This window comes from Phyllobacterium sp. LjRoot231 (assembly GCF_964253365.1).
GTDB lineage: Bacteria > Pseudomonadota > Alphaproteobacteria > Rhizobiales > Rhizobiaceae > Phyllobacterium.
The window spans coordinates 4,580,894-4,604,672 of sequence record NZ_CAXUQT020000001.1; the positions used below are offsets into that span (position 1 = coordinate 4,580,894).

Annotated in this window: 21 protein-coding genes; 7 read left to right on the forward strand and 14 right to left on the reverse strand. The window is 54.1% G+C overall.

Going from position 1 to position 23,779, the window contains the following annotated elements; translation table 11 throughout:
* Nucleotides 1-50: 50 nt before the first annotated feature.
* The 4 genes from ACSQ3H_RS22850 to ACSQ3H_RS22865 all read right to left on the reverse strand — a co-directional run bounded on the left by ACSQ3H_RS22850 (nucleotide 51) and on the right by ACSQ3H_RS22865 (nucleotide 3,901).
* Complete coding sequence (locus tag ACSQ3H_RS22850) at nucleotides 51-293, reverse strand: hypothetical protein (protein WP_436119157.1); 243 nt, start codon at nucleotides 291-293, stop codon at nucleotides 51-53.
* Between the two features lie 35 nt (nucleotides 294-328).
* Entirely contained in the window at nucleotides 329-2,173 is a 1,845-nt protein-coding gene (locus ACSQ3H_RS22855; protein WP_436119158.1) for a BTAD domain-containing putative transcriptional regulator, read from the reverse strand.
* A gap of 603 nt (nucleotides 2,174-2,776) precedes the next feature.
* The gene (locus ACSQ3H_RS22860; RefSeq protein ID WP_436119159.1) at nucleotides 2,777-3,019 is read right to left on the reverse strand and encodes a hypothetical protein; all 243 of its coding nucleotides are present in this window, start codon (nucleotides 3,017-3,019) and stop codon (nucleotides 2,777-2,779) included.
* A 96-nt stretch (nucleotides 3,020-3,115) separates the two neighbouring features.
* Nucleotides 3,116-3,901 carry a helix-turn-helix domain-containing protein gene (locus ACSQ3H_RS22865; protein ID WP_436119160.1) on the reverse strand — a complete coding sequence of 262 codons (786 nt, stop codon included), beginning with the start codon at nucleotides 3,899-3,901 and terminating at the stop codon, nucleotides 3,116-3,118.
* 401 nt (nucleotides 3,902-4,302) lie between these two features.
* Here ACSQ3H_RS22865 and ACSQ3H_RS22870 point away from each other — a divergent pair, with 401 nt between their 5' ends.
* From ACSQ3H_RS22870 to ACSQ3H_RS22890, 5 genes are all read left to right on the forward strand, one after another.
* On the forward strand, nucleotides 4,303-5,478 hold the full coding sequence (locus ACSQ3H_RS22870) for an MraY family glycosyltransferase (protein WP_436119161.1): 1,176 nt from the start codon (nucleotides 4,303-4,305) through the stop codon (nucleotides 5,476-5,478).
* Nucleotides 5,479-5,504: 26 nt separating this feature from the next.
* Nucleotides 5,505-6,338 carry a glycosyltransferase family 2 protein gene (locus ACSQ3H_RS22875; protein ID WP_436119162.1) on the forward strand — a complete coding sequence of 278 codons (834 nt, stop codon included), beginning with the start codon at nucleotides 5,505-5,507 and terminating at the stop codon, nucleotides 6,336-6,338.
* 179 nt (nucleotides 6,339-6,517) lie between these two features.
* The gene (locus tag ACSQ3H_RS22880) at nucleotides 6,518-7,009 is read left to right on the forward strand and encodes a YdcF family protein (protein ID WP_436119163.1); all 492 of its coding nucleotides are present in this window, start codon (nucleotides 6,518-6,520) and stop codon (nucleotides 7,007-7,009) included.
* Nucleotides 7,006-8,298 (forward strand): hypothetical protein, encoded by a 1,293-nt coding sequence (locus ACSQ3H_RS22885; protein ID WP_436119164.1) that lies wholly within the window; start codon nucleotides 7,006-7,008, stop codon nucleotides 8,296-8,298. The genes ACSQ3H_RS22880 and ACSQ3H_RS22885 overlap by 4 nt, the downstream gene beginning before the upstream one ends.
* Before the next feature lie 13 nt (nucleotides 8,299-8,311).
* Nucleotides 8,312-8,905: a putative colanic acid biosynthesis acetyltransferase gene (locus ACSQ3H_RS22890; protein ID WP_436119165.1), complete on the forward strand. Its 594-nt coding sequence runs from the start codon at nucleotides 8,312-8,314 to the stop codon at nucleotides 8,903-8,905.
* Here the strand turns inward: ACSQ3H_RS22890 and ACSQ3H_RS22895 are convergent.
* The 3 genes from ACSQ3H_RS22895 to ACSQ3H_RS22905 are packed head-to-tail and all read right to left on the reverse strand — an operon-like array spanning nucleotide 8,899 to nucleotide 12,619.
* The gene (locus tag ACSQ3H_RS22895) at nucleotides 8,899-10,113 is read right to left on the reverse strand and encodes a glycosyltransferase (protein ID WP_436119166.1); all 1,215 of its coding nucleotides are present in this window, start codon (nucleotides 10,111-10,113) and stop codon (nucleotides 8,899-8,901) included. The genes ACSQ3H_RS22890 and ACSQ3H_RS22895 overlap by 7 nt on opposite strands.
* Nucleotides 10,110-11,363 (reverse strand): glycosyltransferase family 4 protein, encoded by a 1,254-nt coding sequence (locus ACSQ3H_RS22900; RefSeq protein WP_436119167.1) that lies wholly within the window; start codon nucleotides 11,361-11,363, stop codon nucleotides 10,110-10,112. Before ACSQ3H_RS22900 ends, ACSQ3H_RS22895 begins: the two co-directional genes overlap by 4 nt.
* The gene (locus ACSQ3H_RS22905) at nucleotides 11,360-12,619 is read right to left on the reverse strand and encodes a glycosyltransferase family 4 protein (RefSeq protein ID WP_436119168.1); all 1,260 of its coding nucleotides are present in this window, start codon (nucleotides 12,617-12,619) and stop codon (nucleotides 11,360-11,362) included. Before ACSQ3H_RS22905 ends, ACSQ3H_RS22900 begins: the two co-directional genes overlap by 4 nt.
* A gap of 391 nt (nucleotides 12,620-13,010) precedes the next feature.
* On the opposite strand from ACSQ3H_RS22905, the gene ACSQ3H_RS22910 reads away from it, so the two are divergent.
* Complete coding sequence (locus tag ACSQ3H_RS22910) at nucleotides 13,011-14,012, forward strand: GDP-L-fucose synthase family protein (protein WP_436119169.1); 1,002 nt, start codon at nucleotides 13,011-13,013, stop codon at nucleotides 14,010-14,012.
* A gap of 80 nt (nucleotides 14,013-14,092) precedes the next feature.
* Here ACSQ3H_RS22910 and ACSQ3H_RS22915 read toward each other — a convergent pair whose 3' ends face one another.
* From ACSQ3H_RS22915 to ACSQ3H_RS22940, 6 genes are all read right to left on the reverse strand, one after another.
* Nucleotides 14,093-15,316, reverse strand: a complete 1,224-nt coding sequence (locus ACSQ3H_RS22915; protein WP_436119170.1) for a polysaccharide biosynthesis/export family protein — start codon at nucleotides 15,314-15,316, stop codon at nucleotides 14,093-14,095.
* Between the two features lie 65 nt (nucleotides 15,317-15,381).
* The gene (locus ACSQ3H_RS22920; protein WP_436119171.1) at nucleotides 15,382-17,550 is read right to left on the reverse strand and encodes a GumC family protein; all 2,169 of its coding nucleotides are present in this window, start codon (nucleotides 17,548-17,550) and stop codon (nucleotides 15,382-15,384) included.
* Nucleotides 17,551-17,597: 47 nt separating this feature from the next.
* Complete coding sequence (locus ACSQ3H_RS22925; RefSeq protein ID WP_436119172.1) at nucleotides 17,598-18,389, reverse strand: LuxR C-terminal-related transcriptional regulator; 792 nt, start codon at nucleotides 18,387-18,389, stop codon at nucleotides 17,598-17,600.
* A 433-nt stretch (nucleotides 18,390-18,822) separates the two neighbouring features.
* Nucleotides 18,823-19,482: a PIG-L deacetylase family protein gene (locus ACSQ3H_RS22930; protein ID WP_436119173.1), complete on the reverse strand. Its 660-nt coding sequence runs from the start codon at nucleotides 19,480-19,482 to the stop codon at nucleotides 18,823-18,825.
* Nucleotides 19,479-20,291: a sugar phosphate nucleotidyltransferase gene (locus ACSQ3H_RS22935; RefSeq protein WP_436119174.1), complete on the reverse strand. Its 813-nt coding sequence runs from the start codon at nucleotides 20,289-20,291 to the stop codon at nucleotides 19,479-19,481. The genes ACSQ3H_RS22930 and ACSQ3H_RS22935 overlap by 4 nt, the downstream gene beginning before the upstream one ends.
* Nucleotides 20,288-21,583, reverse strand: a complete 1,296-nt coding sequence (locus ACSQ3H_RS22940; RefSeq protein ID WP_436119175.1) for a methyltransferase domain-containing protein — start codon at nucleotides 21,581-21,583, stop codon at nucleotides 20,288-20,290. Before ACSQ3H_RS22940 ends, ACSQ3H_RS22935 begins: the two co-directional genes overlap by 4 nt.
* 328 nt (nucleotides 21,584-21,911) lie before the next feature.
* Between ACSQ3H_RS22940 and rfbC the strand changes: the two genes are divergently transcribed.
* Nucleotides 21,912-22,451, forward strand: coding sequence for a dTDP-4-dehydrorhamnose 3,5-epimerase (gene rfbC / locus ACSQ3H_RS22945; protein ID WP_436119176.1), 540 nt, complete (start codon nucleotides 21,912-21,914; stop codon nucleotides 22,449-22,451).
* Here rfbC and ACSQ3H_RS22950 read toward each other — a convergent pair.
* Nucleotides 22,415-23,776 carry a DUF4910 domain-containing protein gene (locus tag ACSQ3H_RS22950; protein ID WP_436119177.1) on the reverse strand — a complete coding sequence of 454 codons (1,362 nt, stop codon included), beginning with the start codon at nucleotides 23,774-23,776 and terminating at the stop codon, nucleotides 22,415-22,417. The genes rfbC and ACSQ3H_RS22950 overlap by 37 nt on opposite strands.
* Nucleotides 23,777-23,779 lie beyond the last annotated feature (3 nt).

A 23,779-nucleotide genomic window follows, 5' to 3' on the forward strand; every position in this document is an offset into this window, starting at 1 on the left:
TCAAGAAAAGAATTGTCTCATCTTGTTTTCCGCTCGTATTTTAATCTATTTTATTTTTTGTCAGGTCCGTCAGAGTGCATTTTAGTATCAGCCGCCGACCGACTGTCCGTGGCAACAGCAATACTTATTCCCTTAACTACCGACATCCCATTTTTTCGCGCCTCTTTGGCATCCTTAAAAAAATCGGCACTCTTGAGATCGGCATCCGTCAGTTGTTCGACGCTCTTAGTTTGTACATCGACCAACCACAGTTCGTCTTTTCCGGCTTCGCCGATAATGAAATACTTCGCCATGCAGATGGGTCCTTTGATGAGGTTAGAACTGAGAACTACTGGAATCCTGCTTCGCGCAGAGACGCCTCATATTTTTGACGTTGTTCGGGAACTCTGAGAGACATATTTTTGATCCAGTCCCCGACTCGGAAATCCGGATTGTCTTCCAGAGATCTTTCTCTCCATTCCATCGCCTTTTCCCGCTCGCCGAGCATGGCCCAGCAGGCTGCCATGGGGCGGGCTGCAGCACGCGGGTTTTGCATACGCTGGATGAAGGCAATCGCTTCTTTGTAACGTTCAAGATCGTGAAGCGTCCCAGCCCCGACCCAGTAATAATAGTCCGGAGCCAGAGGGTTAAGAGCTATCGCCTGTTCAATTTTTTCGAGCGAAAGATCAAGGTATCCGTAATGATTGAGCGCATCCGCGTAGTCTGCAAGGAGATCGGCATGCTGCGGATTAATCGACTCGCCTTGGTCGAAATATTCCAGGCTATCGTCGAATTTGCCGAGATACATGCTGATGGTGCCAAGCTCGCGCAATGGTCGCTCATCGTCCGGATCGGCTGGTGCAGCACGCTTGGCGATTTGTTCGCCCTCGAGCAGGATGTCTTTCTCTTTTCGCGCCAATACTAACCATTCTCGCTGCATTGTTCGCGCGATACCACTGAGTGCCGGCACAAAGTCCGGCGCTGCCGTTAAGGCGTTCTTGAAGGACTGTCGCGCCTGACGGAGCTTGGCAACGTCGAGTTTTTCAAATTCCCGCTTGCCGATAAGATACCAGTAGTAAGCATTCGGATCCTGGTAAAGCCTGTTGTAGCGATCGAGTTCCGACTTCTCAATGACCGAGACGACGGACAGGATGATGCGGATCGACAGCTGGCGGTATTGCTGCTCGGGCAGGACATAATCGAACTTCTGTTTCTCGGCCCAGACGATTTCCTGGGTGGCGACGTCAATCAGCTTCACAGACAGGAAACAGAAGCCATCGCGGCGAACGATCTGGCTATCGACCGCATAATTGACACCGAATTGCTCATTCAGTCCATCGAAACTATCGATGGACGACTCGGTGACCACTCTTTTCGACGTATAGGGCGCAACAACGGACAGCGTACGCAGACGGCATAGCCCGATGGTGATGTCGTCAACCAGCGAAGCCGCAAGCTGCTCCATCGGATCAGCCGCATTGTGCGGCATATAAAGGACCATCACCCGTGGCAGGCCAGCCTTTTTGTTCTGCTCGATCTGGGTTGCCGCCAATATTGAGTGCGGCGGTTGAATTTCCAAGCCATTGCCAAGCACGGGACTGACCGGCTGCGGCATGATGAGGCTGCGCGTCGTTGCCGGTGAAAGTTTGGGTAACAGCTGCTGGTAGAGCTCGATCGTTTCTTCTTCCGGGTCGACATCCAGATCGTCGCGCAGCTTCTTGGCGCATTCGCGGAATGTGCGCTCGACCTTGGCGATCAGGCCGAGCTGCGATGCCGTCTGCATCAAGGTGCGATAGCCGACCTCCTGATAGGGATCGATCTCGATCAGCTTGCGGGCGCATTGGCGCTTTTCATCGATGCTGACGCCGACCGGCTGGTTGACCATGTTCAAGAGCGTCGTAATCAGATCATCGCGCAGCTTGACGCGCTGTATGTCCAGCCATTCATCGAAATCGGAATTCTGCGGCTCGTTCTGCGCGAGCAGGTCGCCGGTGTAGAGGTTGGCCAGACTGAGGACGGACTCGATGTCCCCCATCTGCACAAACTCCAGATATTCGAGCAGATCGATGCGAAGCAGCTCGGCCTTTACCTGTGACAGATTGAGATAGACATATGTCGCATCGCCCTGCACGAGGTTGAGGCCGTATTGCTCTTGAAACTTGCGGATGCGCGCCAGGCTCTGGCGCAAATTCATGGAAGCATGGGCCTGATCCGTGTCGGACCAGAAAACCTGAGAAAGCTTTCCGCGAGAAACAGAATGGTTTGGATTCTCGAGAAGCAAATACACTATCATGCGAAGAAAGTTCGCAGGTACGCGCGGGACGAGTTGCCCGCCCAGACTAACAGTTGCCTCTCCAAAAACCGCCAGCTTCATTCCGACCTAAACCCCGGATTTTATTTGATTTTCTGAATACGTAGCCCTGTCAATTAGTTAATGCCGTTCTGCCTTGCCATCTAACTCTACTATAGCTTTAAGTAGTTCACTATAGGGACTATCAGCACAAAGTCTAATGACTATGAATTAAGGCTTTCCTGAAGGCAAGCGCAATCGCCCGATAAAAAGCTGAAAATTCGAGGCTTTTGCCGTCCGATTTGCCCTCCACCACGGTTTTAGTGCGGCGTCATGAAGGAGCGCTGCTTAACAAATAACTAATAGGATGGAGTCACCAAAATACTACAATTCAAAATATTCAAGGTGCCGTGCACAAGAGATATTTTTTTGGTGAGAAACACAATAGAATATTGTCGCTGTCATGAAATGTTCACCAGACGCATCTGGTCCAATTCCAATAGCCTATCAGAAAGCGCGCTTGATTTCGAATATTGCTTTGGCGATCGCGATATCGGCTTCTGAGCCGGCACTTTCAGCTGTCGCCTGGACCAGTTGCTCGCCAAGTTCGGACAAAGCGAGGGCGACGTCATATCTGTCCCAGCCGGCGCTCAGCGCGTCATCCGCCAACTCCTCGAATGCTATCCGGAGGGCGTCTTTACATTCGTTGGTTCTGTTCGATTGATCTTCGAATCTATGTGATTGTGCCATCGTCATTTCGCGATTTTATATTTGGTATGAAGTCATACAAGGCGGCAATTTGAGGTAGATCGCCTGCTTAAGGGGTAGGCTAGACTGACCGTGCGGTCAGTGCACGACTGTCGTGTCGAACGGCTTCATTCCATGATGGTTCATACTGTTGCGATAGATCGCTGTCGCTTGCGTCCGGTTATGCGCCCGCAACTTGCGGATGAGATTATGCACATGAACCTTGACCGTATGGATCGAAAGCGTCAGCCGGTCCGCGATGATCTTGTTCTGCAGGCCTTCTGACAAAAGCTGGAGGATTTCGTGTTCGCGCAGTGTCAGTGTCTTGATGGGCCAAGTCCTGCTGGAAGTGCTATCCGGCTGACTATAGAGCTGTGGCACCTTGCCAGACACGATGCTGGGTGATTTTTCCATCGAACGGATGATGGTGGAGGGATAATAGTCGCCACCGTTAAGCAATAGCCAGACGACTGCCAGCCACACATCAAGTTTCAAGCTGAAGGGCAGAAGTCCCTGGATTGTCTTGCTGTCGAAAAGACCGGTGAGTTCCTGTATGGAAGGGCTGCTCTCATCGATCATCAGCGAGACCGATGCATTCGGAAAACGCATCTTGCAACGTGCGATGCAATCGACGACATCGGAAGCAAAGTCGGCATGAAGCAGTACCAGACCTATGTCATTGTCCGGTGTGCTTGCGTCGCCAACGTTGTTTGAAAGGCTGACCTGGATATCCGGAAATGTTCTTTCGAGAGATTGCATCAACCCCTGGAACACAACCCCAGCCTCGGCGTGAATAAATATGCCGCCTCGGAACTTGGACCCGCCGTCAACCTGGGATCCTTGCTGAATAAGGTCATTCCCCATACGCGCAACTGTCACACTCATGTTCACACCCTACGCTACCTGATGAAAGAAGTATTCCCCTTGTACTTGTCTTATTCGAAAGGAATTTTTGAAAGGTCTACTTCAATTCTGTTTTATGCTGCAAATACTTGCGGATCAGCAAGGCTAATTAACCAAACGTGACGCGACCGTGACGCGGTCCGGCGATGGCGACTTACTGGAGCTCAATTCATCCAGAATAGGCTTTTTTACGCGTGATTCCATTAGTCCAAAGGGACACTGGCACGATCACGAGGCTCATCCTTCAGGAGGAACTGCTTCTCACTTCTCCTAAATGGTGTCGCATGAGTGACGGCGGTACTCTCCATGAAAAGCATTCCGTACGGCCGTGACCAGGTGAAAACATCTTGCACGGGGGATGCACAATCAACTGGGGGTGCGTCTTGTTTGTTTGGATCACCAATTGTCTAGCAGCCTTGGCAGTCAGCGCCTTGCTGGTCGTTGTTCTGAAGAAGGTATCGCACGCGTGTTCTCTCGTCGATTATCCTGACAGGAGAAAACTGCACGATGGCGTCGTGCCGCTGTGCGGTGGCATCGCGATCTTCGCCGCCTTCGCTATGGTCATGCTCGTTCAGGAAAGCGCGCCGTTGCTGGCCTTGAACTTCTGGGCCGGACTCCTCATCACGATTATTGTCGGCGTCATCGACGATCGCAACGAACTCTCTGCAATCAAGCGCCTCGCCGCACAATTTGTTGCGGCAATTATTCTGGTCAATCCTTTGTCGGGATCGACCATTGTGACCGGTATCGCACTCCCGCCTGTCCTTCTCAGCATATCTTTCCTGCTCCTTACGGTCGTGGCCATTTTGTTCGTAGTAGGCCTGATCAACTCCTGGAACATGATCGATGGCATAGACGGTTTGGCGGGCGGGAGTGCGGCCGTGGCTCTTTTCTGGCTTGCGGTGATCGCAGCATGGAAAGGCGCCGGCGAATTGGTTCTGCCAATCGTCGTGCTGCTGGCTGCAGTCAGCGGTTTCCTTGCGTTCAATATGCGCAGCCCCTGGCTCGCGCGTGCCAAGATATTTCTGGGAGATGCCGGCAGCACGACGCTTGGCGCTGCAATTGCCTATCTGATCATCCGCCTGTCGACCCATACCCACATCGCGTTTTCCGTACTTCTGTGGATCGTCGCCATTCCTGTAATTGATACGCTCAGCCTGATTGTCCGGCGGCTTCATGCAGGCCGCAGCCCATTGGCGGCCGATCGTTGCCACCTTCATCACCTCTTGCTCGACAGGTCGATTTCGCCAAGAACGACAACGAACATCATTCTTGCAGCATCGGCCTTTTGCGGCGGGATCGGCTGTTTCGGCATCATCATCGAGGCATCGAACTATCTGATGACCGTGGCCTTGCTGATACCGCTCGCCGTGCATTCCGCCTTCGTATTTCTCACGAGCGAGACAGGCACAAATTGGGTTCAGCAGTCACATTCGGTCGCGGTCGCTCAGCTAAACCCGATGCCTCCGGCTCCCATGCGTGCGGAAATTGGCATGGGCCATGCGTCTCCGCCGCCGACTGCCAACAGTAACACCGGCATGTTCTCAGACGCCGTTTAAGATAGTCCAAAGTGTGGAGTGATCCCTTGTCAATATCAGTCTTGATCATGACCTTGAATGAAGAAGACAGCTTGCCGGCTTGTCTGGCGTCGCTGACGTGGTGCGACGATATCGTGGTGCTGGATTCCTACAGCACCGACCGGACGCTCGAAATTGCCCAGGCCGCTGGGGCGCGCATCTATCAACATAAGTATGAGACTGAAACCAGACAGCGCATGTACGGGCTGAAGGAGATCGAGTTCAAGCACAAGTGGGTCTATATGCCCGATGCTGACGAGATCACTCCCGAGGATCTGCGCGACGAGATGCTGACGATCGCGGCCGATCCGGATAGGCCTGAAGCTATGTTCAGCGCCCGCTACAAGAACATGTTCATGGGCCGCTGGATCAAGCATAGCAGCCTTTATCCCACATGGATCACACGCCTCTGCCGGCCGGAACGTATTCAATATGAGCGCGAATGCCATTCTCGTCCGGTTGGCGACGGGCCGACCGGGCGTCTGCAATCGCATTTCGTTCACTACAGCTTCAACAAAGGAATGACCGCCTGGTTTGACAAGCATAACCGCTATTCGGGTTTCGAAGCGCGCGAATCGTTGCAGATCTTGCGCAGCAAGAAGATTCCGTGGACCGCTTTTTTTAGCGCGACGCCCGAAGCGCGACGGCGCGCGCTCAAGGAGTTCTCGTACCGTCTGCCTTTTCGTCCCGCAGCAAGATTCGCCTATATGTATTTTCTCCGCGGCGGTTTTCTAGACGGATGGCAAGGCTATCACTACTGCCGGCTCATTGCGTCTTACGAATATATGATCGTCATCAAGATGAGAGAATTGCAGCGGCGAGAACTCGGCCTTTCGGTATGACACGCGCCCAAATCCACCCTGGATTGACCATTCGACAACGCCCTGTGCGTAAACGATCGCGCAAATGGTTTTTTGCCGGCCTCTGTTTTGCCGCGGTGTTCTTGGTATCTGCCTTTCCATTGGCTCTTGTCCTTGCCAACCCATTGCTGACGATTCGGGATCCAATCAGCAAAGCTGACGTGATTGTTGTTCTTGGCGGCGACGGACCTTCGCGCGCCGTCCGGGCTGCTGGCTTGTGGCGGATGGGTGTCGCGCCAAAGGTCTTGGTCAGCGGCGACGGCGATTGTTACTGGATTCGCGAAGCGATGATCGATCAGGGCGTCGATAGAGGCGCCATTGCCGTCGAGTGCCAGTCAGGGACGACTTGGGAGAACGCGCTGTTTTCCTCACCGATCCTCAAACAGATGAATGTACGCAGCGCCGTTCTGGTGACGAGCTGGTATCACTCGCGCCGCGCCATGGCGAGTTTTGAGGCGGCCTGCCACGATATCCGCTGGATGTCGGTTCCGGCGGAGCCACGGGGATCACTCGAAAAGATCGCATTTGGCCCAGATGGAATTCAGATCATGAAAGAGTATCCCAAGACGGTTTGGTACGCCATTCGGCAATCTCTCGGTATGGAATCGACCAACATTCCCGCTCTATTCCCTTCCAGGGAGGCACGTGCATGAACTGGCTTCTGACATGGCTTATGCTGGGAACGGTGCTGATGTTGCTCTTTTGGGGCATGCTGAGGCGCGAGCGGATCTATCAGTTTCCCTTTCTGGTGGGTGTCATCACTTTCGCGTTTATTCTGCCACAGATTCCGGCGCTGGCGGACGATCGTTTCCTTCCCGAAGGCGGGTACGCCAAGACGATCGCTTTCACAATCCTTTGCCTTTCGATGTGCTGGTTGGGGTGGTCTCCAAACGCCAGGCCCTTTGCCTTCTTTCGTTGGGATTTCGATGAGAAGCGCCTACTGATAGCGGCTTTTTTCCTTTCCCTCACCGGCGCTTATTTTTACTTCAAACTCAGCCGGTTGCCGGGTGAGATGATGGTTGGTGTGCAAATCAGCGGCGCGCCGGTTGCGTGGCTTTTTTTCGCGCGATTCATGAGTTATGGAATGGCGATCGCCATTCTCTGTTTCGCTCGCCGCTATTCGTGGACCGCCGCATTTATCATCGGCGTCGATCTCATCTTCTATTTTGATCGCATCGTGGTTACCGGAAAGCGCGCAGAAGCCGTCGAGCTCCTGATAATGTTTGCACTAGCATTCTGGTTTTACAAGGGTTGGGTCATACCGCGGACGATCATGCTGACGGGCGTCCTTCTGGGAACAATCATGCTGAACAGCATGGGCGACTATCGCACAATTACGAGAGCCAATTCGGCACCCGTGTGGCAGGACATTGCCCAAATCAATGTTGCTGCTAATTTCAATGATTTGCTGAAGAATGGCGGTCCAGAAATGCGCAACGCCATTTGGCGCATTCATCATACGGAAGAGACGTTGGACTTCGACTACGGCAAATTCCACTGGAACAGGCTGGTTTTCAATTATGTACCGGCCCAGTTGTTTGGCGCGCGCTTCAAGACCTCACTTATGATGACAATGCCCGTCGCTGCACGTGACTATGATCCGTTGACGGGCACGACGGAGACCGGAATGGCTGATGCGTTCCAGTCCTTCTGGTATTTCGGCGCCCTGAAATTTCTCCTTCTCGCTTATCTGATGAGCCGGTTATGGGCCTCTGCGAAGAGCGGAGAGATGTCGGCACAGCTCGTTTACATATTTTCAATCGTACCTGCCATTCACGCTGTATCACACCAGACGGACTGGGTTCTGACTGTCTGGGTTCACATGCTGATATTCCTGCTCCCAACGCTGGCATGGTGCCGGAGCCGCTCGCCCCATCTCCAACCCTATTATTCGCCCAGAAAGGCCCGTTCGATTAACTTAGAGGCAGTGGCATCCCGGTAAAGAAAGTCATATCATGCGATCACGCTACAGCGATCCGACATTCGACAACACTGCGCAGCCGCTGCCGCGCTTGGGCGGAGCAACGTTTGCATTCCGCTTCCGGCTCATGAGACTGTTCTGGACGATCTGCTGGACACTCCTCGCAGCCTGGACACCATCGTTCTTCAGCCCGTGGCGAGGCTGGCTGCTCCGGCGGTTTGGCGCACGCATTCACTCGACCGCAATCGTTCGCAGCAGTGTGAAAATATGGTGGCCTGGAAATCTCACGATGGGGCGGCACGCCTCCATGGGACCAGGTGTGATTTGCTACAATGTCGCCGAGATCACGATCGAGGATTTCGCCATCGTGTCGCAGCGCTCGCATCTGTGCACGGGGACCCATGATGTCAATGACCCAGGATTTCCACTCAAAAGCAGGCCCATCGCGATCGAATCCAACGCCTGGATCGCAGCCGAGGCGTTTGTGGGACCCGGTGTCGTCGTTGGCGAGGGAGCGGTGCTCGGCGCCAGAGGAGTTGCCTTCGGCAAGCTCGACCCCTGGACGATTTACGTTGGAAATCCGGCAAAGGCCGTCAAAAATCGCAACCGGGATGCTGCGGCTCAGTGATCCGTGGCTGTCACAAGCGCATTTGCACCTAATACGGTCCTGCTCATTGTGTTGTCATTGGGGGTATAGCCCTGGATCGTCAATTCGGCGATGCGCGGCCAGGTGTAGTTCTCGCGAACAAGTCGCTGACCGTTTTGCCCCATATTCGATGCCACTGCCGGATGGTCGAGAACGCGTACAAGTGCGGAAGCAACATCGGCCGGATCGAGGGAAACCACGATGCCGGCATTTGCCGTTCTGATTTCTGGAAAGTGACACGCATCGCTGACAACCGCCGGCAGGCCGCAGGCCAGAGCTTCGGTAATGGCGACACTAAAACCCTCCTGGCGGCTCGGTAGGCAAAAACAGCTGGCATCCACCAATGCACGCAATTTGTCTTTTCCATAAATGGGCCCGATCAAATGAACTCGATCCGCTATATCGAGTTGACTGATCTGGGACACGAAACTTTCCCGGGCACCGCCGTCCGGGCCTGCCACGACCAGATCGACGTCAGGATGCGATGCGGCGACAAGCTTGAAAGCGTCCGCGAGGATGTCCAAACCCTTCTTGGTGTGGAGCCGGGACAGGAAGAGAATGACGCGCTTTTCCCCAAGGAGAGAAAGCTGCTCGCGAAAGAACCCTCTCTCGGGGAGGTCAGCGAATTCTTCAAGGAATATGCCGTTCGGTATCGTGAGATTTGGCGCCTTGAGGCGGAGTGGTTCAAGGAGCCGGGATTCGTCGGCGTTGAGTGTCAGTAGAAACTTTGCCTGGTCGAGCATCTTGCGGTAGCCAAGACGCAGCGCTATCCGCTTCTTCAGCTGCTTTTGCTTCATGCTCCAGGCATCGAGCATGCCATGAGGCTGTACACAATACGGGACGCGGTTCGTTCTGGCTGTGCTGGCGGCGCTCTTGAGGATAGGTTCCCATACCCCGTGAATGTGGACGAACGACGCACCCGGCAGCAAGCTGTGCAACTGCCGTGAGCCTTTGATGCACAAAACCTGCTCGATCCGGTCCGGATCTTCAAGCAAGTGCCAGTGGATGAGCGAGAAATAAGGGACGTCTCCAGCAGATTGAAATGCCCGCTTTTGAATCTCAACACCGCCATAGCTGACAATGTGCACGTCGTGGCCCAGCGCCGATTGTGCTGCCGCCAATCGCACGCAACCGCTCTGTGGCCCTCCCTGAGCAGGATCAATGGAAGAGATGACGTGGACTATTTTCATGCGACACACTCGGTGGATGCACGGCGTTCGGCTGGAAGTGCAGACAACGCCGCAAGCAAACGTTCGCCGTAACGCTTGACGGTAAAATCCGCGGCGCGCTCCACGGCACTTTCCGACATGGCGGCGCGCATCCCGACATTGTTTGTCAATGTGGCAATCGCGTCGGCTATCGCCCCACCGTCACGAATGGGAATTATGAACCCGTCTATTCCGTCACGCACCACGCTGCCAGCGTTTTCCGTGCAGACAACAGGGAGTCCGGCGGCAAGCGCTTCGTAAACGGCGGTGGCGGATCCTTCGCATATGGAGGGCAGAAGAAAGACGTCGGCCCATTCATATTCCGCTGCCATCTCGGCACGCGGGACGATTCCACGCAGTTCGACATGCTTCGAAAGTTGTGCCGTGATGCGCTCAGGAAGGTTGCTCGGACCTGCCATGCGAAAGGTTGCGGATTTGCCGAGCAAACGCGCCGCCTCAGCGACGTAAGGGGACCCTTTTCGCAGACCGACTTGCCCTACGGTCAACACCCGCAGCGGACCGCCTATTCGAATGATATCCTGAGCCGGAAACTGAGTATCGATGCCATATGGAACCACGACGCACCGTTCCGCTCGCCCCCCGCGTGCAATGACGTTGCGGCGGACAAATTCCGAGGGGCATACGATAATATCTGCAAGCTCCCATTCGGCTTTTTCACGCTCTGCAAAGGCTCGGGCATACGGGTTGTCAGTATGAGGTCCGGCCCAGACCGGAAAGGTTTGCTGCTCTCTCTTGACCAATTCTTCGACGACCTCGCGCGGGGCAATCATCTGTTCGACCGCGGTCCACATGCCTTGCTGCTTCGCGGCGACCATTTGCTCCAGAGCATCACCGGCAAATGCGTAAAGGCCTGCTGCGCCGTGAAAGCCGCTAGAAGCAACCAGGCGCGAAAATTCCGAGCCCGCCCAGACCGCATGTTCTGTCTCCTCAATGACATTTGCGAGACGGAGCCTGCGTACTGCCGAGCGAATGCCAAACCCCGGAAAAGTCGAGATCAATTCCGGTGCCACGCCTTTTGGGACACGCCCGACCAGACGCTTTACGGACGAAGGAAGAAAGCTTTTTGGAATACTATTTACCAAGCGGGGCCAGTTCTTGGTCGCGCAGATGTCGGTGTAAAAATGCGCCAGCTGCCTTTCGGAGGCGAAAATGCGGGGCACAGCGTAATGCATGCGTGCGCCAAGCTGACTAACGACAACGGTGCCTGTCATTCTGCAGGCCCGTAAACTGAGGATTCTGATGTCAAGGCCGCTTGTTGCTTGAATTTGAGCATGACTTCCGACCATGCACCTACGGCGTTCTCCCGTGAGAACAGCGTATCCAGAACTCGTCTTGCATTCTGTCCCATCTGCAAGCGGCGCTCGGGAGCATTCTTCATCTGTATGATGAAATCCGCGAGTTTCTTCCCCTCACCGATTTCGACTGCTGCTCCGCAATCTTCCGATGCGACCACCCGCGCGACCTCGCCGTTATGATCTCCGATGAAAAGCGTCGGCCGGCCTGCTGCCAGAACACCGTAGAATTTGCTAGGTACGATGCAGTGTTCGAGCCGGGGAATGAGCGAGACTACGTGTGCGTCGGCTGTGCTTAAACTCTCGGCGATGTTTTCGGGAGGTTGGAGCGGTTTGAAAATGACATTCTTCAGCTCGCGGTTCCGAACCACTTCTTCCACATGTGTCAGCTGCTGGCCGCCACCGATCAGAAGGAACTGGATATCATCATGGCCACTTAGGAGAACTGCCGCTTCAAGCAGCGTCGAAAAGTCGTGGGCGCGCCCGAAATTGCCGGAATAGCCGACAACGAACTTGTCCTGCAGGCCCCAGCGGGTCCGCAAGGTATTGGATGCAGGCGCCACGGGATAGATCTCCTCACCGTCGGACCAGTGGTGCATGACGAAAACCTGTTCGTCCCGGAAGCCGCGTTCTCTGAGATAAGATGCCATCGTCGCTGTGGGACAGACGATCATTGCCGATTTGCGCATCGACCAGTTACGCATCGATTTGCTGATCGTTCCCGGTATGCTTTTGTTTGAAAGCATACCGAGTTCCATGGCCACTTCGGGAAAAAGATCCATGACCCAGTTGACCATCCGGGCGCGACGCCAGCGAATTGGCAAGGCGGTCGTGACCGACAGTAATGGTGGATCGGTGCAGACGACACAGATGTCGCCCCTGTTAAGGTTCCACAAGCACCAAAGGAACGCAGAGATGTGGAAAGTCAGATAATCGATCGCCCTGCCCAGAATATTCTTGCGCCCAAACCGGGTAGCCCAGAGACGTTTCACGTTGAGCCCTGCCACCATCTCTTCGGCGGGTAGGGTCGCATTGGAATGGTCATGTAGTGTACGGCTCGCGATCGCGGTAACTTCAAAGCCGCGCCGTGCCAGCGCAAATGCAAGCCCCGATACCATGCGGCTGGTTGCCGATTGATCAGGCGAAAAATAGCGGTTTGCAAAAACGATTTTCATTTGCGAGTGCCTCAAGCCAGGGCTGTCTGTCAAACACAGATTCTTGGTTTGGATTGTCGCAGTTCACAGCTGGCAAGGACAAGTTCAACAAAGGCACTACGACCTCCCGTGGCTGGTCATCCCACCTACTCCTTCCGGAGAGGTCATAGCCAATTTCCGCCCCTTTTAGCGGCTCCAGCTTGCCCGATATGTCTTGTATTCCCTCAGGTTGGGAGCCGATCCTATCCCTATTGCCGAAGTGTATCCTGACGAGCGCCATCTATAGTGAAATCGAAATAATTCATTGCCTTCGGCTACTGTTCGAAAATGTGAAACGGGCCATGGGCCCATAGCCCACATTCGATGAGCTGGTCTCCGAAAAGCGAAGACATCACGCGTGAAGAAGGGCGGAATGATCTCCATGGTTGAGTCAGAAAATCACCACTTCGATCTCCGGGGTAAACGAGTATGGGTAGCAGGGCACACCGGCCTTGTGGGCTCGGCGCTGACACGGCGCCTCCAGTCCGAGGGCTGTGAATTGCTTGAGGTTTCCCACGATGATCTCGATCTGACGCGACAGCTGGAAACGGAAGAATGGATGGCTAGCGCGCGTCCTGATGCCATCTTCATCGCAGCGGCGAGAGTTGGCGGAATCATCGCGAATTCGACCTATCCAGCCGATTTTCTTTACGACAACACGATGATCGGCATGAACATCATGCATTCCGCCCACAGGCTTGGCGTTCAAAAATTATTGTGGCTGGGATCGAGCTGTATTTTCCCAAAATATGCCGATCAGCCGATCCGGGAGAATTCCTTGCTGACCGGCGCGCTGGAGCCAACTAACGAAGCCTACGCGGTTGCAAAGATCGCTGGTCTCAAGCTTGCCGAAGCCTATGCGCGGCAATATGGACAGAATTTCCTGACGGCGATGCCGACAAGTCTCTATGGACCCAACGACAATTTCGATCCGCAGAATTCCCATGTTCTTCCCGCCCTCATCCGGAAAATGTATGAGGCCAAGATCTCGGGAAGCCCCACAGTTGTCGTCTGGGGTACGGGGACACCAAAACGCGAATTCCTGCATGTCGATGATCTGGCCGACGCCTGCGTATTCGTAATGAAGCAGTATGCCGGCCCGGAATTTATCAATATCGGCTCAGGACAAGAAATCTCGATCCATGATGCCGCAATCCTTATTGCAAAGATTGTCGGCTATGACGGGTCTATCGTCTTCGATACATCGAAGCCTGATGGAACTCCACGAAAGCTGGTCGACCCTACACGCCTGCAAAGTATGGGGTGGCGGCCGAGCATCGAACTCGAGACCGGACTGAGCGATCTATATATGCGCTGGCAACAGTCGATGCTCACGTCAACCCATGTCGCGGCGAATGCTTCGGCAGCACGATAGACTTTAACGCACCATCGATAAAAAAGCAGCCAGGTAAACCTGGCTGCTTTTTTATGCACAAGGATCGCTCCTGGCTTGGCCTAGCCGGGCGGATTTATACTGTTTGCTGCCACATCTTTCGGCACGGTCAGTTGCGCACGGAGAATATCGCCGGCCTTGATCGAGTCGTGTTCAGTCAACTCGGATTCCTGATACTCTCCATTTACAATGCGGGCGACCGAGAAAGTCAGTTTCACGGACTGGTCGCGCGTTGTTGCCCTCTGCGCCGTCGCACCAATCTCTGCCATCGTCTGGACAATGAAGGCCAATCTCTTTTTCAGGCGAATAAGATCCAGTTCGATGTCACGCAATTGATTGGCCGCATCATTTGCCCGCTGCTCGTTCAAAGCAAGAAGGCGCTGCCCGATAGCGTTTTCGTTTTGTCGGGCCCGAGCGAGGAATGAACCGAACTCAAGCGCGTCACGGCGCATCGCGGAAAGTTGCCTTTGGCTATCCCGTAATGTCGACTGTGCAGTGAGCCCCTGGGAGACAAGCTTCTCGGAGGATCCGACATTCTGTTCCAGAAGTGAAATTTCCTCGTTACGCAACTTCGTGCTCTTTTCGAGCGTATCAATCTCTTCGCGGTAATTTTGTTTCTGGTCCTGAAGGGCTTTCTCTTCGCTGTGCAAAGCTGCCAAGCGTAAATCGAAAACCCTACGCTCGGCGTCGACAACTTGTTGCCGAGCCTGCAGATCGTCGGTGATAATGTCCTTGTCCAGGACATATTCAAACGGCTTTTCGTCCAATTCCGCCTGGAGACGCGCACGTCTCACGTCCTGGGCAAACAATTGCAGGGATGTGTCCGAATAGTCCTGACGCGCAGTAACCAGCTGGGTTCCTGCGGTGTCCATCTTGTCCGCCGCCTCTTTCAGACCACCGCTCAGTGCAAATAGTTCGAGCGCAATCATGCCAGGCCGAAATTCGTACTTACCGGGCCTCTGGACGTCGCCAATGACAAACACCGGCGCATACTCCTTCATTGCAACGGAAACGGACAGGCCTGGGATGTGTTGAAGTAGCGCCTGACTGATCGTGCTGCTGATCTCCGATATAGTGTGATTTGCGACGGGAATATTGCCAAGAATGGGATATCCGATCGTTCCTTCGACGCTTACGGGAAACGTCCCGGATAATCCTGTATCGCCGTAAACGGTGATCAGGAGAACGTCGCCCGATGCGACTTTATAGGGCCCTTCGTCCGCCGCCCATGCTGGCAAAGCCGTCGATGACAACAAGAGTAACGAGGAGAACGCACACGCTGTCATCAACTTATTGATCCAGTGAGCAAATCCCAGGCGATTATTTTTGTGTTTGATCAACATTGTCGACCTCATGCCTTTGCGGTGGAAGAGCGGGGTTTTGCATAGTCAGCAATCTCCTTGACGACCCGGCCCGAGACGAGGGGAGACGAGGAAAGCGGCGCGCTCAGAACAATCGGGCCACGACTCTCGCGATCACTGTTGAGAACGATACCGCTGACTTTCCGGCCGTCTGCGCGCAGTTTCGTGATAGCAGTGACGACGTCTTCCATCTTGGCCATGTCACGGCGCACGACCAATACCGTCGTGTCGGCAAGCGACGCCGCGCGTATTGCATCCGCGCTGTTGGAGATAGCGGGCGTATCGATAAGAACGATGTCGTACTGGCGCTTGAGCTCTGCGATCATTTTGGCGAATTGCTCGTGTCCCAGCAGGAACTCTGCCGGAACCTGGCAGGTCTGCGTCGCCACAAAGTCGATGGAGGATTCCGCGTCATGCTGTACCGCTGCTTCGAGCGTGTGCCGGCCACGGATCACTTCTTCGAGATAGGGACCGAATTGATCGCCAAACTCATGGGCCACCATCGGATTTCTGAAATTGGCGTCGACAACCACGGTCCGGATGCCCGTGGCGGACAATGACCTCGCGAGACCTGCTACGATCAACGTTTTGCCTTCCTGGTCGCCGGCCGACGTGATGGCAATTGCCCGTGCAGCCTTCGTCGATGCCGACAACAATAGCTGTGCCTGAAGATCAGCGATCGCACGGCCAAAGCCCGAATTGCCGTCGGTAACCATCCGTGCGGCTTCCTTTCGCTCCCGAACGGACAATTGCGGTATCCGGCCAATAATCGGCAGTCGTGTTGCGGCCTCAAGCGCAGCACTCGAGCGGATGGATTTATCACGCAGTTCCATAAGGAACGCGCCGGCCATGCCGAGACAGATGCCGCCGATTCCACCCAAGGCAAGCCATGACTGCAGATGTGGGCTGACCTTCGACATTGCCGGAACAGCACGTGAAATCATGCGCGCCTCGGCGGTCGCAATGCCGTCCTGTTCGATCGTCTGCTTGTAACGTGTGAGGTAACTTTCATAGATCGCGCGGTTGGCGGAAGCTTCGCGATCCAGCTGATCAGCCTGGACAGTGGCTTTATTGGCTGTCGACATACTGTCCTGCAGTTCTTTAAGATTTGCGGCAACCGACGCCTGTTGAAGATGCGTAACACTTATCTCGTTTCTGAGACTGTCGAGAATTTGCTGGACTTCCACACCAATCTGGCCTTTCAGAGATTCAAGCTGTGAGTTCAGCTGGGGCAGCTGCACGCTTTGAGTGGCACCGCTTTCCTTGATCTGCTGAATATTCCTTTCGATCCGAGATTGTTCTGTCCGCAATGCCAGGATAGCCGGCGAATTGAGAATCTCGGACAAGGCTACGCCAGAGTTGTTCTTTGACGCTTCGATCGCTGTTGCAAGCCGAGCTTCGGCACCTGCAAGTTTTCCCCGCAGTGTTGCAAGTTCAGCGTTCAACGCAGCAATCTGCTGCGACTGGAGAGTCATGCCATTGGCCTTCACAAGCCCCGATTTCTCGCGGAAATCGGCGGCGGCGCGTTCAGATTGCTCGAGCGTCGCACGCAGGCTGGTGAGCTTTCCTCCAAGCCAATCACTCACACGGCGCGTCGCCGAAGTCTGCAAATCGATCTGGTAATTGAGATAGGCTTCACCAAAGGCATTGGCGACAGCCGCTGAGTATTCGGGATTCTTCGCATGATAGCTGATGTAAATCGTGTACGATCTGCCATCATTGAGAACGTTGAGATTAGACAGAAGACTATCAATTCTTGCCCGATCGGATGGAGTTTCTTCATCGGTCGTGACGGGAAGCCTTTGTTCGGCCGGAACAATCTTGCCGCTGGAGTCAAAACCTTGACGGTCAAGGTCGGCGAGTACCTTCTCGGCCATGGAACGCGAACTGATAATGTCGAGCTCCGTTCGCAAAACAGGACTTTCCTGCGGAAGCGGCGAAACAACCGATTCATTTGGAAGTGCCTGCAATTTGCGAACATCCAGCGCGAGGATCGCCTCGGAACTGTACTGAGCTGGCGCGGCCATATAGCCCGATATTGCCAACCCCATGCACAGAACAATAGCCGATAGAACCGTAATCCACCTGTTCAACAGAAGTGAAAGGATTCGCGATAGCGGCATTCCGCCCTGGGGAGGCAAAACTTCAGAAACGATCATGATCAATACCTCTGAAAATCAGATATCGGTTAGCTGGCTTGGCCCGGTTAGAATCTGGATTCATGCGGAATCATGTCGCTGATCTTGTAAGCAACCTCCGTCCGGTTGGTGGCACCCAGTTTTTTCATAATATTGCGAATGTGCACTTTCACCGTGCTTTCGCAAAGGTTCAATTCGTACGCGATAATCTTGTTGGCCTTGCCACGGCGAAGGCCTTCAGCAACTGCCGATTGCCGCGCGGTAAACGACGTCGTGATGTGACGAAACTCATCACTACGGCCGCCAAGGAGCTTACGCAAAGTCAGAACGCTACTTGCCGGGACGAACTTTCCACCGGCGATCGCCAGTTCGATTGCCTGCATGCAGATCTCGATACCAACTGTTGTCGGGATGTATCCGCGGACACCGAGCTCCAGGGCTTTCAGAATAAAGGTCAGATCGTCATTGTCGGCAACCACGACGACAGCTGCCGTTTGGAATGTCGCGACAAGTTCGCTAATTTCGGCGGTGAGATTGGCGTCGTCCAGTGTTCGATTGCCGGTGTTTATCAACACTGCGCGCAGATTCGAGAGTTCTTTTTTGGAGGCCTGCCATTCTTCCAGGCTACCGAATGTAAATACTTTGAGGCCTATGTGATGATTGATCAAAGCCTGTGCCAGACATTCGCGTTCCAATGCGCGCTTGTCTACAATCGCCAAGTAATCTTCCGTGCTGTATTTTTGAAATTGACGATTGTTGTTGTACTTATCGTGCGATTGTTGGTTACCGTTTACAATGATCTCACGATCATATGGCTCTGATTCACTTTTGCCCAAACGGGATGGATGAGTATTCTCCATTTTATTACCCCAATTTTTATCTTTTGTTGCGAGTTGATCTATTGAACGCGCGCAAACACGTCCAGCCGCACTTCTTTTTCACGAATATTAATTTACGCTCTTTATTTGTTAGTGTCTTTAATCCTCTTATAATTCCTTCGATGGTAGAAAATTTAACGGTGTAGCCAGCTATAGCCCGATCCCATAAGCTGGATTAATTCGTGGAGGGTGCTTATTAGTTCGTTTCCCGCGTCTCCGCCGTCGGGCTAAGCATATAAAGAAGGGCTTATACTTGAAAATAGTGCGCAGCTGGGGCACTAAACAGCGTGAACACAGCGATTCGCATTGTTCTAGACGAGTGATTCATTGGATTCTGAGATACTGCCGGCAGAGGAAGCGTGGGGGCGCGGTTCAGCATTCAATGGAGAAATGAGCCTGCTGGGACGACTGAAGATCACCCTATCGTCAATGCCAACTTGCGATTTGTGAAGGCTTCAGCAAAACGGTCTTCAGCGCGGCATTCCATACCCCTGAGACGTGCCAGGCCTTTGAATGTCAATTCGTCGAACCAATCCTTGGAGCGTTGCGTGCCGAAGTGTTCGAGAAGAAGGTCCGTCTTCCGGTCCATGACTTTGGCTGTGAGAGGCATATACGTATTGTGCTGCATGAGATCGCCATCCCATTTTGGAATTTCGTATTCGAGCACAAGATGGTTGCGGAAGACATTGGTCGTCAAACGATTGACTTCCCGGTGATCCTGATGCGCGTCATCACGCGCATGGGTGAAAATCACGTCCGGCGAGATCCGCTCGCGTACAGCGTTGAGCCATTGCTTGATCTCGCGGGACTGACTGGGAAAATAGCTGTCTTCGAACTCCGCAAGTTCGATCCTGCGCGACGCAGCACCCTCAAGGAACGCAAGAGCCGAAGCATTTGCTTCGATGGCTCGAATTCCAGGTGCGCTCAGCACGCACCAATGGACATCAAGCAGAACCCCATCGGCGATGAGGCGCAGGATTGTTCCCCCTGCGCCGATTTCAATATCATCCGAATGAGCTCCGAGACAAAGAACAGACAGACGTTCGCCACGTCTCGCCAAAGGCAATTGCCTCATAGCGACTTGACCAAACGGATGTTCGAGCCATCTTTTAAAGCACCATGGGCTGTCCAGGGCATCTCGCCCCGTTCGACCATCTCCTGAAGTGCCTGCCAATCGCGCAGCGTATCCATCGAACGCCAGAAACCTTCGTGCTTGTAGGCCATGAGCATGTCATCTGCGATCAGGCGGCTAAAGGGTTCGAGTACGAGTTCCTCGGATTCCCGCATATAGTCGAATATCTCACCACGAAACAGGAAGTAGCCGCCATTGATCCAGATGTCAGAACGGTCAGAGGATCTAAACTCGCGAACGCGCCCATCTTCGGCTATATCCGCCAGATGGTAGGTAAGCGGCGGGCGAACGGCGAGAAAGCACGCGATTTTTCCGCTGGCTTCAAACTTTTCTATCATGTCGTCCAGATCGACATTGCTCAGACCGTCACTATAGTTGGCGAGAAATATCTTTTCGTTTCTGACTTGATTACGCACCGCCCAGAGGCGCTCGCCAATATTGCGCCAGATGCCCGTGTCGATCAGAGAAATACGCCAATCCTTTTGCGACTCACCCAACACCTCGACGTTGCCATCACCAGTGACCACACAATCCGAGAATGTCTGGGGGCGACAATTGAGGAAGAAGTCCTTGACCACGTTGGCTTTGTATCCGAGGCAAAGGATGAAATCATCATGTCCGTAGTCGGCGTAGTACTGCATGACATGCCGCAGGATCGGCTGAGAGCCAAGCGGGATCATGGGTTTTGGAACGTTTTCCGAATATTCTCGAATGCGGGTGCCCATACCACCACAGAACAGAACAACTTTCATGGCTTGAGCTCCTTCGGGTCGATGACGGCGACACCTGGAATGGGAACCACGAATTTTGCGCCCCATTCCTGCACATGCCGCATCTGTGCAACGATCTCGTCCTTGAGATTCCAGGGCAGGATCAGGATGTAGTCGGGTTTCACCAGATCGATAGCTTCAACCGGTTCGATCGGAATATGCATGCCTGGTGTATAACGGCCGTGCTTATAAGGGTTCCGGTCTACGGTAAAATCGAGGAAATCGGTCCCGATACCGCAATAATTGAGCAGCGTATTGCCCTTGCCGGGCGCGCCATATCCGCAGATGGTCTTACCGGCCTTTTTTGCTTCAATCAGGAAGGATAGAAGCTCGCGCTTGACCTGGCGGGCGTTCTCTACGAACGAGGTGTATACCTCGATCCTGTCAAGGCCTGCGTTGATCTCATTGTTCAGTACTCGAGCTACACTTGGCTGAGTCGGACGCTCACTCGTTGTATGCGCGAGGTGAACGCGCAGGGAGCCGCCGTGCGTCACCAGCTCCTCCACATCGATAATTTTCAACTCATGCCGTTCGGCCATGAGCTCGATCGTGAGAAGTGAGAAATAGGAAAAGTGTTCGTGATAGATCGTATCGAACTGGTTTTCGGCGATCAGTTTCTCGATATGCGGAAACTCCAGGGTGATCACGCCTTCAGGCTTCAACAAAATTTTCATGCCGGCGACGAAATCATTGAGATCCGGAACCTGCGCCAGCACATTATTGCCGGCGATGAGGTCCGCGCGCAGTCCCTCACCCACAAGCTCCTGCGCGTATTTTTCACCGAAAAATTCAACGCGGGTCGGGATACCCTTCTCGACGGCGACCTTGGCAACATTGGCCGCTGGCTCGACGCCGAGCACGGGAATGTTCAACGGAAGGAAATGCTGGAGCAGGTAGCCGTCATTGCTGGCGAGTTCGACGACGAGACTGTCGCGGCCAAGTTCCAGTTGTTCGGCCATCTGATGGCAGTATTTCTTCGCATGCGCGACCCAGCTTGTGGAATAGGAAGAGAAATAGGCGTACTCCTCGAAAATTGCCTGCGGGCTGACATATTCGCTTAGTTGCACCAGAAGGCACTCCTCGCAGACATAAGCGTGGAGAGGATAGTAAGCCTCCATAGAATCGATCAGTTCACGCGGGACGAAGCTCTCACAGGGTGGCGACATTCCGAGATCGATGAAAGTGTGCTTCAAACCGGTGCCGCACAGGCGACAGGAATGTACTTTGTCGCTTGGGCGGTTCGCCAATAAGAGAGTACTGGTTTGAATATTCATGCCTGCGCTCCTGATCATCACGTGTAATTACCTGCCAGCCTAGATTCTTGGGACAAGCGGCATCCTCAGGCACCGAAGGTACGGCCTCCAACACGCGCGGGCGATATGACAATGCGATCAGTGGGCTCATCCGAACGGTGGAACGTCACCATGAGGTGTCCGTCAAACGGAGTGCGGCCTGCGCTGCCCTGCAGGAGTTTGGCCCGAGCGGCAGGAACATTGTTGATGGTGTTGCCGCGTTCAGCCTACCCCTTATTGTGAGTTTCGCGCTCGCGCAGAGTTTGACAAAATCACAGCCTCAGAGATTGCTGAAACCAGGGCGAACAGAATGAGATTTACCGAGACAAAACTGAACGGTGCGTGGCTTGTCGAGACGCTTCCCATCTCCGACGAGCGTGGATCGTTCGCCCGAACCTTTTGCGTAGACGAGTTTAGGGAACACGGGCTCGAAACCACTTTTGTTCAGCACAGCATGTCGCATTCGGTTACGAAGCACACTCTTCGGGGAATGCACTTTCAAGCGGCACCGCATGCCGAGGTAAAAGTCGTTTCCTGCATAAGGGGCGCCATACTGGACGTCATCATTGACCTGCGTCCGCACTCGCCTCATTACCGGCGCTGGGCTGCCTATGAACTTTCGGACAGCAATTGCCGCCAGCTCTATATCCCGAAGGGCTTCGCCCACGGATTCCAGACGCTCCGCGATGACGCGACCGTCTCCTATCTCATATCGGAGTTTTATAATCCGCAAGCCTCGACTGGCGTAAGGTGGGACGACCCGGCATTTGCGATCGACTGGCCGGCGAAGCCGACTGTTCTGTCGGACAAGGATCAAGCCTGGCCGCTGCTGGATGTCTCTCCCGCCTGACTCTGTTTTCCGGCCTCGGCAAGCAGGCCGTTTGCAAGCAGCAACTGCGCGGCACGGGCGATATCGCGGAAGGACATGCCGGATTGCTGTGCGATATCCAGCAGCGTGTGATTGCCATCCGCCAAATTGAGAACCCAAAGGTACCCCATGGCAGTTTCTCCGGCGGACTTGTCGCCGCCTAGTGCGGAGTAGAGGCCACGCCTGCCGAGTTGAGGCTCACCTTTCGGGAAAAGGTTGATTGGCGTCCAATTCATCTCCAAAATATCGATTGCGTCCATGATCATCCTGTAGGACGAGGCCAGATGCTCCGGCGAGATGAAATCCAGATTGTCAGCCGAGGTGTGATATTCTGGAAATGTGCCAAAGGCGCTTCGTTGGAAGAGCCCGACCGGAAGGTTGAAGCCGGGCGAACAATATTGGCGTTCGTCGTAGCCGTAAGGGCTGAAATCGCTAATCGTTCCTTGCCGGCCGTCCGAGCTCAATACGTACTGCATCGCTTGGTCGATGACGGAATTGCCACGGCGGCTTCGTTTGTAATTGGGTCCACCGCCGTCGCCAACGCAAGAAACGATCAGTCCATGATCGATCCGCGAGATCTTGTCCTCATTGCCTGCAAGCCATGTGAGCGCACCGATCGTTCCGGGTGCGAAAAGAAAGCGATAATTGTAGCGGGTTTTGCGTGTGCGCAAGGCTTTGGCCAGACAGGCCAGCAGTGCCAGACCGGAACAATTGTCATTGGCGAGTGATGGATGACAGATATGGGCGGAAAGCAGCACATCTCTTTCCGACTGACCTTTGTGGACATATTCGCCATAGGTCAGATGTCCGTCACGTTTTTCGGAATCAATCAGAACTTCGTATTCACCGTCCTCCAGTTGAACGAGCTCGTTGTGCGCCATGCACAGCCCCCATTGCTCGCTGTAGTAAGACGTTCTGTAGGGAATGAGATCCGGTTGTTCTGGCAAGCTATAGATGTGCGATTTCAATTCGCTAAGCGGCATCTTCTGTTGTACGGCCGTGCTGTAGCCCAGCACGTGCAGATTATTGTCAGAAAGATCTAGAACTTTCCGGCCAGACGGGTCCTTGATATAGGCGTCGCGGATATTCCATTCCTGCGGCACTGTCCAATCGAGTACTTGCGTGCCGGTCGGAACTTCGTACTGCGTCAGATCGATGTGCTGACCGAGGACTTGCAGTGTTTCACGCACGCCGTCCCCGGTTATACTCCGGCAGATCGGAAAGAGCCGGGCGGCGAGCGCATAGATGCGGATTCCCACATCAACCTCGACGTCGCCCGTCGCCCTGATCGTATCAAATGATACCATAAA